The 12,129-nt window shown below is 71.1% G+C and carries 11 protein-coding genes and 1 tRNA gene; 5 read left to right on the top strand and 7 right to left on the bottom strand.

Features of this window, described 5'->3' with window-relative positions; all coding sequences use genetic code 11:
* Positions 1-512: 512 nt before the first annotated feature.
* Positions 513-923: a hypothetical protein gene (locus ABZ471_RS24820; RefSeq protein ID WP_359069057.1), complete on the bottom strand. Its 411-nt coding sequence runs from the start codon at positions 921-923 to the stop codon at positions 513-515.
* 330 nt (positions 924-1,253) lie between these two features.
* On the opposite strand from ABZ471_RS24820, the gene ABZ471_RS24815 reads away from it, so the two are divergent.
* Positions 1,254-1,610, top strand: a complete 357-nt coding sequence (locus tag ABZ471_RS24815) for a DUF805 domain-containing protein (RefSeq protein WP_359069055.1) — start codon at positions 1,254-1,256, stop codon at positions 1,608-1,610.
* A 47-nt stretch (positions 1,611-1,657) separates the two neighbouring features.
* Here the strand turns inward: ABZ471_RS24815 and ABZ471_RS24810 are convergent, their stop codons facing one another.
* From ABZ471_RS24810 to ABZ471_RS24795, 4 genes are all read right to left on the bottom strand, one after another.
* Positions 1,658-3,004, bottom strand: coding sequence for a TQXA domain-containing protein (locus tag ABZ471_RS24810; RefSeq protein WP_359069053.1), 1,347 nt, complete (start codon positions 3,002-3,004; stop codon positions 1,658-1,660).
* Between the two features lie 387 nt (positions 3,005-3,391).
* Positions 3,392-3,862 carry a single-stranded DNA-binding protein gene (locus ABZ471_RS24805; RefSeq protein WP_359069052.1) on the bottom strand — a complete coding sequence of 157 codons (471 nt, stop codon included), beginning with the start codon at positions 3,860-3,862 and terminating at the stop codon, positions 3,392-3,394.
* A 388-nt stretch (positions 3,863-4,250) separates the two neighbouring features.
* Entirely contained in the window at positions 4,251-6,401 is a 2,151-nt protein-coding gene (locus ABZ471_RS24800; RefSeq protein ID WP_359069151.1) for a YfjP family GTPase, read from the bottom strand.
* A 327-nt stretch (positions 6,402-6,728) separates the two neighbouring features.
* A complete protein-coding gene (locus ABZ471_RS24795) occupies positions 6,729-8,336 on the bottom strand; it encodes a dynamin family protein (protein WP_359069050.1) in 1,608 nt (535 codons plus the stop codon).
* A gap of 271 nt (positions 8,337-8,607) precedes the next feature.
* Here ABZ471_RS24795 and ABZ471_RS24790 point away from each other — a divergent pair.
* Positions 8,608-8,680 (top strand) — tRNA-Arg (locus tag ABZ471_RS24790).
* 203 nt (positions 8,681-8,883) lie between these two features.
* Here the strand turns inward: ABZ471_RS24790 and ABZ471_RS24785 are convergent.
* Together ABZ471_RS24785 and ABZ471_RS24780 are read right to left on the bottom strand one after the other, a co-directional pair.
* Complete coding sequence (locus tag ABZ471_RS24785) at positions 8,884-9,159, bottom strand: hypothetical protein (protein WP_359069048.1); 276 nt, start codon at positions 9,157-9,159, stop codon at positions 8,884-8,886.
* Between the two features lie 74 nt (positions 9,160-9,233).
* Positions 9,234-9,995 (bottom strand): hypothetical protein, encoded by a 762-nt coding sequence (locus tag ABZ471_RS24780; protein WP_359069046.1) that lies wholly within the window; start codon positions 9,993-9,995, stop codon positions 9,234-9,236.
* A 503-nt stretch (positions 9,996-10,498) separates the two neighbouring features.
* Between ABZ471_RS24780 and ABZ471_RS24775 the strand changes: the two genes are divergently transcribed.
* The 3 genes from ABZ471_RS24775 to ABZ471_RS24765 all read left to right on the top strand — a co-directional run bounded on the left by ABZ471_RS24775 (position 10,499) and on the right by ABZ471_RS24765 (position 12,008).
* Positions 10,499-10,975, top strand: coding sequence for a hypothetical protein (locus tag ABZ471_RS24775; RefSeq protein ID WP_359069044.1), 477 nt, complete (start codon positions 10,499-10,501; stop codon positions 10,973-10,975).
* A 218-nt stretch (positions 10,976-11,193) separates the two neighbouring features.
* On the top strand, positions 11,194-11,490 hold the full coding sequence (locus ABZ471_RS24770) for a hypothetical protein (protein ID WP_359069043.1): 297 nt from the start codon (positions 11,194-11,196) through the stop codon (positions 11,488-11,490).
* A gap of 224 nt (positions 11,491-11,714) precedes the next feature.
* Positions 11,715-12,008, top strand: coding sequence for a hypothetical protein (locus tag ABZ471_RS24765; protein WP_359069042.1), 294 nt, complete (start codon positions 11,715-11,717; stop codon positions 12,006-12,008).
* Positions 12,009-12,129 lie beyond the last annotated feature (121 nt).

Here is a 12,129-nt window from a genome sequence, read left to right as displayed (position 1 = left end):
TCACAGCCTCTCGCCCTTCCCCCACCTCGACCCACCAACCACCCCCAGCCTCCGGCGCACGCCGTCCACGGCCCGGCACCCGCGGACTGTGCCCCCTCCGTCTCGGAGCCTGAGCGCCCCCGCCGGAGGCACCTGACGGCCGAGACCGCCGTCGACCTCGGTGAGCAGCTTGAGCATCTCGACGGGCTGCGCTGGTTCCCCCGTGGCTGCCATCGGTGCACCGCTGACCGTGCGCACCACGCCATGCTCGAACACTGCTCGTTCTGCCGGTTCTGCGCGGTCGCGGACAAAGCGGCGGACTGCATCCTCGGCCGCGGTCTGTACCGCCTCCAGATGGAGTGCCGCCGATGACTCCGAAGAGAACTGCTGCGCCCAGGGCGAGGGCGGCCGGCTACTGCGGCGAGTGGTGCCCCGGCCAGCGCGGGTTCTGTACCCGACAGCCTCACACAGACAAGCGCCACGTCGACCACCACAGGGGCAAGAAGTCCATCATCGCTGCGATCGCCAACTCCTCAGTGGTACAGAACGATGAGAGAGGTGAGCAGCAGCGTGGCTGAAGCTGTGATCCCCACGATCCGGTAGCGGCTCCACGCGGCGAGTGCGAGGACGCACGACCATGCTCCGCCGGCGATGGCGGCAGCCCACCAGCCTGCGGTCGTCTGGGCGGCCGCGAGAGGAAGAGGCGCCAGCAGGAACGTCGGCGGGATGATGGCGAGCCGTGGCCTGATGTCCAGTTGCTTGTAGACGACGATCAGGACGACCAGGGCGATCGTCATGACGAGGGGGACGGCCGTCAGGCCCCACCAGGTGAAGCAGAGACCGTCGGTCGTTTCGCATGTCTGATCGCTGTGATCCTTGACCCACGCGAGGTACTGCCCGGCGCCGGTGGCCAGAACCGCACCCGTGGCAGCAGCGCCAGACACGCGCGGTACAACCGGCCGCAGTCCTGTGCGGGAGGTGTTCATGCCTGCAGCCTTCCCTCATCGACGGCCAGGGGCCTGAGTACGGATACTCAGGCACTCGGATTCACCACCTGCAGTCGATGTCTGCCGATCCTCCGCGGATGACGGGATCTCCGCTCGTACCGCTGATCCGCAGAAGACCGCCATCCTGCCCCCCTGGTCCCGCAGGGCGCAGCAGGGGCGCTTGTGGGCCGGTTCCTGAAGCAGCTTGCCCCCCATACCTGAGGGCACATATGTTCCCCTCCGGCCTGTCCTTGAGGGCGGGTGCCATTCACCATCCCTGGGGGCGAAGTGCACTGGTACGTGGACGCGCTCAAGAAGTACGCCGTCTTCACCGGGCGCGCGCGCCGCACCGAGTACTGGACGTTCAGTCTGGTCAACCTGTTGATCGCACTCGCGCTGCTCGTCATCGATCGGCCCCTGGGATTCGATTACCCGCGCAGCCTGTTCGCGCTCGCCATCCTCCTGCCCTCCCTCGCAGTGAGTGTGCGGCGGCTGCACGACACAGGGCGCTCCGGGTGGTGGCTGCTCATCGGCCTGATCCCGGTCATCGGCCCCATCACGGTGCTGGTCTTCACCGCCATAGAGGGCGAGCCGGGCGACAACACGTACGGGGCGAGCCCCAAGTACGTCCCTGAACATCTCTGACCGCTCCGGCCTTCATGGCCGAGTCAAACCGGCGGAGCGCCTGCCGGTCAGTCGCCGGCGGGTGTCTCCTTGCGGCGCAGCACCACCAGGACCGCGCCGCCGATCACCACAAAGCCGATGGCCAACCCGGCGATCATCGGGGTGATCGCGGAGCCGCCCGTAGCGGCGAGGTCGGTGTCGGACGGGGTGGTGTAGCCGCCGATCGTGGCGGGGGTGGGCTCGCCGAGGGTCTGCGTGGACTTGGTGGTGAGCACGCCCTGGATCCTGCAGTCGAGAACGCCGGTGAAGCGCCGGCTGAAGCCGTTGGGACCGGTGATCGTGAAGTCGTACGGCTGGTCCTCCTGGAGCGGGACCGTCACCGTGCGGGACGCACCGACGGGGATGGTGTGCTCGGCTCTCATCAGCTCGAAGGAGAAGGGCTGGTCGCCCTTGTTGGCCACGGTGATGTCCACGCCGCCCTTGGCGCAGTTCTTCCGGGCCGACACCGCCGGTACGGCCCCCTCGGCCGCCCAGGTGGCGGCCGCGGCCGCGGAGACCGTGGACTCGCTGGAGCCGGCCAGGATCTGGGTCTGGCTGCGGCTCTCGGAGGCGAAGGCACGACCCACGGGCACGGTGGTCGACGCCTGCACGGTCAGCTCGGCCGACCCGTCCGTCGCGCCCTCGGGGACGTCGAAGAACAGTTGACTGCCGTCCTTCGCCGACGTGATCACCTTGCCGGTCCTGTCGATGATCCGCACCCCGCTGGTGGCCGCGTCGGCCGGCGGGCTCACCGTCACGCCGGCCGCGTTGGTGTGCACGGTCACCGGCCCGAGCAGATCACCGGGGCGGCCGGAGACCGCGGGCGGGTCCAGGGTCAGCGAGGCCTGCGGCTCGTCGACGCCGCGGGCGCTCTTCTCCAGGTAGTCGGCGAGCTCCTCCGCCTGCCGGTCGACGGCGTCGACCTTCGCGTCGTCCGAGTAGCGCCAGATGGCCACCTGCGTGCCGGCCGCCGCGTCCTGCTCGGTCAGGCCGCTCGCGCCCGCCCGCCGGGCGAGCGCGGCGAGGTCGTTGACCTGGGGGTAGGAGTTCTGCAGGATCCAGCGGATCCGGCCGGCGTCCTTGTTGGTGCCCAGCGAGGTGCCGCTCCAGGGGGTCTCCTGGTAGGGGGCGTCACGCTGGGTGGGGTTGTGGAGGTCGATGCAGTACGTCTGCAGGGTGCCGCCGCCGTCCACCGACATCTCGAACAGGCCCGCGGCCACCCGCTGGTCGCCGCCGTCCTCGTGGATCACGGCGTCGCCGTAGGTCTTCAGACCGTTGATCGTGGCCGTCGCGCCGCCCTGGGTCTGCGGTGTCCCGTCGGCCACGGCCGTACCGGCGCCGGACAGCACACCCGCCGCCACCAGACCGGACACCATCGTGACGGCACCGAGGCGGGCCGCTGTGACGGACCGAGGAAGCCCAGAGAACGCAGCAAGCACAGAATTCCCCTTCGAGCAGGACCCGTTGGACGTGGGGGACGGTCCCACCAGCAGAATCGGCAGCCCCAAGGGGCACGCCCGGCATCCTATGGATCACGCGGACCTCGCCGACCGGTCAGATCGTCCGACAGCCGATCCGATCCGTAATCGTTATCGCCCGGACAGGACACGGGCTGTGCTTGTCGACAAATCCACCGATTCGGCGGGGACTTCGGAACGCGTTCGTCGACAGGGCACAGCTCGGCCAGGGCGCCGGCCGAGCCGTTGCGGTCGGTGGAGCCGGAGCAGCCGATGGAGCCGGTGGGGCTTCCGGATCGACTTACGTCACGTCACCGCCGCCGGTTCCGGGCGCTGTTGGGCCGGCTCGCCGTCCGGCACCTCGGTGGGCGGCGTCTCCCAGTTCGGCTCCGGGCGTGTCACCGCCGGCGCCTCCGGCTTGGCCGCGCGGCGGAAGAGCGCGGTGCCCCGCGTCAGGTCGTGGCCGATGACCACCGCGTCGATGTCGGCCGACGCCCAGCCCGGCTGTCCCTCGCGCTGCTCCGCGCGCACCTTCAGCCGGCCCTGGACGACGACCGGTTGCCCCACCTCCACCGACGCCGCCACGTTGACGGCGAGCTGGCGGTTGGCCCACACCGTGAAGAAGTTGGTGTGCCCGTCCGTCCAGACGCTCTTCTCCCGGTCCCAGTAGCGCGAGGTCACCGCCAGCCGGAACCGGGCCGACGGGCCCGCCGCCATCTCCCGGTACACCGGCGGCGTCGCCACGTTGCCCAACACGCACACCATGGTCTCGTTCATCGCGAACCCCTCCCTCACCCCGGCCCCTCGGCCGGGCGGACACGCGTACGGGCCCCTCCCGTACGGCTGCGGCTGCCGTGCCGGCGCACACGATCCGCGTACGCCGTCGCACGCCACGCCGATCGCCGACGCCGCCCGCCCTCGCTCCCCGCTCTCGTCGGACGTGCGGCGCGATCGCCGTGGCATCAGACTGCCTCCGCCGGGCCGGGCCCGCTGAGCGCTGTGGACGGCCTCTCACCTGTGGAAATCCCCGTCACCCGAACGAGTGCCCCACCCGCCCGCGGTCCGCTCATCCACCCCCAGCGCGGGCTTCACCCACTCCCCAGCGGGCTCCACCGACCCCGTCGACGTCACCCCGCGGTCGGCGGCAACCGCACCACGCCCGGCCTCACCCCACCCCCGCCCCCTTCCGAGCCACCCGCCCGTACTGCTCCCGCACCTCCTGGTAACGCAGCAGCTCAGCCGCCACCGGATCGAGTACCCGGCCCCGGCCGCAGCTCGCGGCCGCCTCCCGCAGCCGGCGTTCCGCGTCCTGGCCGTAGCGCCGTGCCGGCCCCCGGGCCCCCATCCGGCAGCCCCACTCCACGAGCGGTCCGCCGACGATCCCGCACACCATCAGCAGCACCGGCACTCCCAGGTTGGGAGCCATGACGCCGGCGATCTGGGCCGCCAGCCACAGGCCGCCCACGATCTGCAGCAGGGTCATGGCCGCCTGGACCAGTACGGCCACCGGCCACCACCCCGGCCGGGGCGGTCGTCCCGGCGGCAGTCCGGCCCGCGCCGCCAGGTCGTCCAGCGCCTCGGACAGCCCCTGGGAGCCGCGTACGGTCGCCTCGCGCACCGCCTGCGCCCACGGCGCCGGCAGCCCCGCCGAAGCCCGGTCGGACACCGTACGCACCGCCTGTTCGACCCGCTGGCGTGCCGTGGCCTGCTCGTCCGCCTGGGTACGCACCGGCATCCGGCCCGTCGTGTGCTCGCCCCGGCTCTGGTACCAGCGCCACAGCCGCAGCCAGGGGGTGCCGCAGGCGCGGTTGGCGTTGCGCAGCCAGGCGCGTTCGGCAGCCTCGCCGGCCGCGGTGGCGCCGACCGCGTCCGCGAGCCGGGCGGCGAAGTCCTCCCGTGCCTCCTCGCTGAGGCCGACGCGCCGGCCGGTGGCGTAGAGGGGCCGCAGATCGGCCGCCGCGGAGTCCAGGTCGGCCGCGACCCGGCGGGCCGCCGCGCCGCGCTCCGCCACGAACTCGCCGAGCGACTCGCGCAGATCGCCGACGCCGTCACCCGTGAGCGCGGACAGCGCGAGCACGGTGGCGCCCGGTTCGCCGTACTCGCCGAGCGCGACACCGTCCTCGTCGAGCAGCCGGCGCAGATCGTCCAGGACCTGGTCGGCGGCCTCTCCGGGCAGCCGGTCGACCTGGTTGAGCACGATGAACATGACCTCGGCGTGGCCGGCCATGGGCCGCAGATAACGCTCGTGGAGCACGGCGTCGGCGTACTTCTCGGGGTCGACCACCCAGATGACGGCGTCGACCAGTTTCAGGATCCGGTCGACCTGTGTGCGGTGTTCCACGGCCGCGGAGTCGTGGTCGGGCAGGTCGATCAGGACCAGTCCGCGCAGTTGCCCCTCGCCCTCCGCACTCTGCACGGGGCGCCGGCGCAGCCGGCCGGGGATGCCGAGCCGGTCGATGAGGCTCGCCGCGCCGTCGCTCCAGCTGCACGCGATGGGGGCCGCGGTGGTCGGGCGCCGTACGCCGGTCTCCGAAATGGCCACCCCGGCCAGCGCGTTGAACAGCTGCGACTTGCCGCTGCCGGTCGCACCCGCGATGGCGACGACGGTGTGCCTGCCCGAGAGCTTGCGGCGGGCGGCCGCCTCGTCCAGGACCCGACCCGCCTCGGCGAGGGTACGGCTGTCCAGGCGGGTACGGGAGAGGCCGACGAGTTCACGCAGGGCGTCGAGGCGGGAGCGGAGGGGGCCGTCGTACGCCAGGGGTGCGGGGGTGTAGCTGCTCGGGCTGCGGGAGGGTCCGTCCAGTACGGAGGCGCGCTCGGCGGCGAGGGCGGCGGCCGTGTTCTCCGTCACGCGCCGCGCGATGAGACCGTCGTCCCAGGCGTCGGCGGGGTCGGTCTCCGCGTCGGCCTCCGAGGCGGTCTCCGAGGCGGTCTGCGAGGCGGTCTGCGAGGCGGTCTGCGAGTCGGAGGCGGGGACGGGGACGGGCGTCTCGCCGGCCTTGGGACGGGCATGAGACCCGCGGCCACTGCCGGTATCGGCCTCTGCCCCGGCCTCGGCTACGACCTCAGCCTCGGCCCCGGGGGCCTTCCTTCGCGCGTGCCTCCCTCTGTCCCCGTCCGTCTCAGGGCCCTTCAGGCGTGCGGGCCGCTCCCGTTCGCCGTCCCCCTCCGCCTCAGGGGCCTTCACGCGCGCGGGCCGCTCCCTCTCCCCGTTCGCCTCGGGTACGCGCGCGAGCCGCTCGCTCTCCCCACGCTCCTCCGACACCCACGCGAGCCACTCGCTCTCGACAAGCTCCTCCGGCACGCGCGCGTGCAGGGCACCCTCCGCCCCCGCGTCCCGCTTCTCGGCCCCGGCCCCGGCCCCGGCCCCGGCCCCGGCCCCGGCCTCGTCACCATCCTCGGCCTTGTCCCGGACGTCGTCAGCGGCCTCCGTGGCGCGGTCCAGGGACGGTGTCCGTCCCGGAGGGACTTCCGCGGATCCCCCGTCCACCAGCGGGCGGACGTCGCCGGGCTCCCTCTTGCCTCCGGGCCCGGGGTCCACTCCCCCGGAACCGCCCGCAAGCTCCCTGTGGTCCGTGTGGTCCATGTGTTCCATGTGATCCGTGTGGTCCGTGTGGTCGTGGTCAGTGACGGCGGTCACCGGTCACCTCTCCTTCTGCAGTACGGACAGCGCGGCAATGAGTTCGACCTGGGGTTCGGCCTGGACATCCAGGGCGTCGAGCGGAGCGAGGCGTCGCTCCCGTTCGGAGTGCATGACGCGGTCGACGTGCTCGGTCAGCAGGCGCCCGGCCCGGTCTCGCAGCCGCAGCGCGCCGTGGGCGCCGATCCGCTCGGCGAGCCCCTCGCTCGCATTGCGCGCCCGGCGCCCGCCCAGCAGCGCGGTGGCGACCAGGGCGGCGACGGCCTCTGCGTCGGGTGCGGTGCTGCGCTCGAGTTCCCGTACCTCGTCCTCGGCGTACTCCTCCAGCTCGCGCCGCCAGCGCCGTACCGCGAGCCCGATGCGGTGCTCGGCGCTCTCCATGGAGGGATCCCGGCCGGCCAGTCCGGGGGCGCCCGAGGCCGGCTCTCGCCGCCAGACGTCGTCGACGCGCTCGTCGGCTGCGGTGACGGAGCACAGCAGCAGCGCGGCCAGACTGCCCACGAGCGCGTCGAGCAGTTCACCCGCGGTGCAGTCGAGGGGGAAGGCGCGCCAGCGCTTGAGCGCGTCCCCGGCGAGCACGGCCCCGGACTGCAGCCGGCCGCGCACGCGCGCGTGCTCGTTGTCATAGGCGCTGTCCACGGCTGCGCTGAGCCGGAGGGCGGCCGCGTACTGCGCGGCGGCGGCACTGGCCAGCTCGGGCAGGCGCGCCTTCAGCGAGTCGAGGAGGCCGTGTGCCGTACGGGCCATGACCTGCTGGCGGGCCGAGTTGTCCTGGGCGTGATGGACGAGCCAGGTCCGCAGGGCTGCCACGGCGGTGGCGGGCAGCAGTCCGCCGCCCCACGCGGACTCGGGCAGCTCGGGCACGGTGAAGCGGGGTACGTCGCCCAGACCGGCCTTGGTGAGCAGCGCGCCGTACTGGCGCGAGACCTCCGAGACGACCTGGTGGGGCACGCGGTCGAGGACGGACACCAGGGTGGCGTCGTACTCCTTGGCGGTGCGCAGCAGGTGCCAGGGGATGGCGTCGGCGTACCGCGCGGCCGTGGTGACCATGACCCACACGTCGGCGGCGCAGATCAGCTCGGCGGCCAGGACGCGGTTGTCGGCGATCAGGGAGTCGATGTCGGGGGCGTCGAGGAGGGCGAGCCCGCGCGGGATGCTGTCTGCGCTCTCGACGCGCAGCACGCGCGGGGGATCGTCGCCGCGCAGCAGGAATTCGTCGCCCGTCTCCTTCTGGGGCGCCCACACACGGGTGAGGTCGGGGAGCACGCGCATGTCGCTGAACCAGTGATGGTCCTCCGGATGGCAGACCAGTACCGGTGTGCGGGTCGTCGGGCGCAGTACGCCCGCCTCGCTGACCCGTCGTCCCACGAGCGAGTTCACGAGGGTCGACTTGCCGGCCCCGGTGGACCCGCCGACGACGGCCAGCAGGGGCGCCTCGGGATCCCGCAGCCGGGGTAGCAGGTAGTCGTTGAGCTGCGCCAGGAGTTCTTTGCGGTCGGCGCGCGCGCGTGGTGCCCCGGCCAGGGGCAACGGAAAGCGCGCGGCGGCGACACGGTCGCGCAGAGCGGAGAGTGTGTCGAGCAGCTGAGGCCGAACGTCCAAGGTCACCACATGCGAAGAATGCCCAATTTTAGGGGATTTCTGAAGCATATGGACATCTCAGCGCGCCGATGGAACACATCAGACGTAAGGGACGACTGGGACAAGGGCACAGTCCAGGCATAACGAGTGCACAACACCCGGTGCGTCGGGGGCCAAAAGCGGTGCACGATTCGTACCTGCCTGCGATTATCAGGACCGCTTCACCGAACCTCCACATCGAGCCACGGAGGCGAAGCAGCCGGGTCGAGGAAGGGGGAGCTTTATCCTTGTCCCGCACCAGGCCCCCGTAGCTCAGTGGATAGAGCAGGCGCCTTCTAAGCGCTTGGCCGCAGGTTCGAGTCCTGCCGGGGGCGCCCGTCTCCGCCCTCCCTCCGGGAGGGCGTTTCCCGTCGCTCAGGGCGATGCAGCCGCACACAGAAGAGCGCCGGACCCTCCCCCGGTGGTCGCGGGGAGGATCCGGCGCTGTCCGGCTGTCACCGGGTCTCTGCGGGGCGCGCCTCGGCGGGCGGCTTCACAAGGCAGAGCGGCCTCGGGAAAATGCGTGTAGCGCGGTCGGTCAGAGTGCCTTGCTGTTGCAGCCCATGTCCGAACCGAGGTGGCTGGGCTGCGCACCCGGGGACCCCTCACCGTTGAGCGCGTTGCCCAGCAGGCCGTTGATGGCGCCGACGTTACCGAGGACGTCGATGTTCATGTCGTGCGAGCGGCACTCGATGCCCTGCGTGATGTCGAGGTCGTGGCCCGGCTCACCGTGTGCAGAGGCGGTGTTGACGCCGAAGGAACCGACACTGCCGAGGACGGCGCCCACGAGGACGACCTTCTGAAACTTGCGCATTACTTCTCCGTTGGTCGAGCGGATGCGATCTGCAGCAGATCGAGTTGGGAAGGCGGACGGCTGCGGGGAGGCCGTCAGCCGAGTCGGGGAAGACCCAGCTGGCCGACGGGAGGCGCGGCGACCTGTCCGAGGCCGAGCGGCGACACCGGGGGCGCGCTCGGTGGCGCGAGCAGCGGGTTGATGAGCGGGTTCACCTGCGGGTTGACCTGCGGGTTGACCTGCGGGGCAACACGCGGCGGGGGCTCCGGACCGAAGGCCTGGGGCACGGCGACCTGTGGGGCGACCTGCGGCATGACCTGCGGCGCCGACTGCGGGGAGACCTGAGGCATGACCTGCGGCGCCGGCTGCTGGGGGGCGGCCTGCTGCAGGACCTGCGGCTGCGGCGCGGCGACCGGCTGCGGGGCGTACGGCGAGCCGGAGGCATGCGCGACGCCCCCCGACGAGGCACTGGCGGAGGCGTAACCGGCCTGCTGCGGCGCGGGCGCCGGGGGAGCGGCCTGCATGACCGGCTGGGCGTACGGCTGCGGTGCCGCGGTGGCCTGTGCGGTGCCCGCCGCGCCGGATGCCGCCGCGGCCTGCGGGACAAACGGCTGGGGCGCCGCGTACTGCGGTGCGTACTGGGGTGCCGCGTACTGCGGTGGCGGGTACTGGGGAGCAGGCGCCGGGGCTGCGTACTGGGGTGCCGCGTACTGAGGTGCCGGGTAGTCGGGAGCCGGCACCGGAGCGGCGCCGCCGTATCCGACGGGATAGTCGGCGGCATGGCTGACGCCGGCGCCGATGGCGGACAAACCGCCGGCCGCTGCTACGACGAGCGCGGCCTTGTGAAGCTTGCGCATGGAACCCCTCGGCCCTTCAATAACCTGAAACAGGGAAATCTTTTGTCTTCAGTGCAATGTCGCGCGCGCCCAGTCCGATATTCGTACCGCGCCGTTACAGGGGTGATCCTGAGGCCGCACGCGGACTTCCACGCCGGAGTCGGCAGCAAATCCCTTGCCCCACTGTGATCGATAGGTCACTGCCCTCTCCCAGCTGGCAACGACATTTCCCCCGCCCCGGTCACGGCATCCAAAACCCCGTCACCCATTTGCCATTGACGCCGGACGCGACCGGACAGGATTACCGAGGCACGCACGACGGGGAGTTGGGGCCCGCACGACCCTGTGTCAAATGGGTGACCAAGGCGCGGCGCCCGTGTCTGCCTCGCTGTTCAACTCGTTCCCACGGGGCCAGAACGATGGTTCCGTCGCAGCCGTACAGGGCAGCACGAACAACAACAGCGGTACTGGCTTAAGTAATTCAATACGTTCCGTGCACAGGTCAATGAAGGGCCGAGGGTTCCATGCGCAAGCTCCAGCAAGTCGCGCTCGTCTTCGCAGCAGCCGGAGGTCTGTCCGCCGTGGGCGCCGGCCCCAGTTCCGCCGCGCCCGTTGCCTACAACGGTGCCGCTCCGCCCCCCGTTTCACAGCCGGACGCCCAGGCGGCCTCGGCGACCTCCTCCCAGGCCAGCGTGCAGACTTACGGCTACCCGGCCCCACAACAGGCGGCCCCGCAGCGGGGTGCTGAGGTAACCCCGCAGATCAACCCCTCGCTGAGCCCGCAGATCAGCCCGCACATCTCCCCTCAGGCGACCCCGCAGGCACCCGGCGCCGCGGCGACCCAGAGCAACCTCTTCCGTCCGTCCCAGGAGTGCAGCCCGCAGTCCCTGCTCGACGCGAACGTCCCGGTCGCTCTGCTCGCCGCTTCCGAGACCCACGGCGTCAACTGCACTCAGGCCAACAGCCAGTCGAACGCCCTCGCCACCGCACGCGCACGCTAGACACCACCGCGCTGCCGGTCAGCGACGCCCCGCACGGGCCCTTCGAGGATCGCCTCGAAGGGCCCGTTCGCATGCGATACGGCTTTCGGGTGGTTCCACTTCGAGATCATGAAATCGGCGCGCCGCTGTCCGTTTTGGGATATTTCGTATTAGCCTCCCGTAACCGTAAGAAGTCGATCTGCCACAGATCGAATCCACTTCACTCCACCGGAGAAGACATGCACAAGCTTCGCAAGGCTGCCGTCCTGGTCGCCGCCCTCGGTAGCATCGCGCTCGTGGGCGGCACGGCCCACGCCGACCAGGGCTGGGGCGGCGGCAAGGGCAAGGGCGAAGGCGACAAGTTCAGCGTCCTGCAGAGCTCCAACTGCAAGTCGCACGACCTGAACCTCGACGTCCTCGGCGAGGTCGGGATCCTGAACGGCCTGCTGGGCAACGGGCTCAACGGCGAGGGCGACCCGGGTGCCCAGGCCACCCACATCGGCTCGACCATGGGCTGCAACAACAGCGCTTTCTAAGCGAGTGACCGCCGCATAGGCGGCCACAGCGGGAATTGGTCCCGGCGCCGAGTCCACATCCGGCGCCGGGACCCTTTTTGTGCGCCGATAAGGCGTCCGAGGTGACATGAATTACCTGAATTCGGCGCGTCGTCACCTGCCTTCGGATACTTCGTATTAGCCTCCATTACCGTACGAAGTCGATCTTTCACGGATCGCATCCACTTCACTCCACCGGAGAAGACATGCACAAGCTCCGTAAGGCTGCCGTCCTGGTCGCCGCCCTCGGGAGCGTCGGACTCGTGAGCGCCGGCGCCGCCCACGCCGACCAGGGCTGGGGAAAGCGCGGCGGCGACAGCTTCAGTGTCCTGCAGAGCTCCAACTGCAGGTCGCACGACCTGAACGCCGACGTCCTCGGTGAGGTCGGCATCGCCAACGGCCTGGGCGGCAACCTGCTGAACGGCGAGGGCAACCCGGGCGCGCAGGACTCGCACCTGGGCTCGACCATGGGCTGCAACAGCAGCGTCGGCGGCAAGTAACCCGGATCTTCCCCGGTGTCCCGGCCGCAGGCCGGGGCCCCCGGGGCGTGGAAGTGGGCGGGCCACCCCCCCAAGGTATTGAACCACACTGTAAAACCATCACACTTGTAATGTTTATGTG

The sequence above is a fragment of the Streptomyces sp. NPDC005728 genome, from assembly GCF_040630895.1.
Taxonomy (GTDB): domain Bacteria; phylum Actinomycetota; class Actinomycetes; order Streptomycetales; family Streptomycetaceae; genus Streptomyces.
This window is presented reverse-complemented; position numbering and strand designations above follow the sequence as displayed.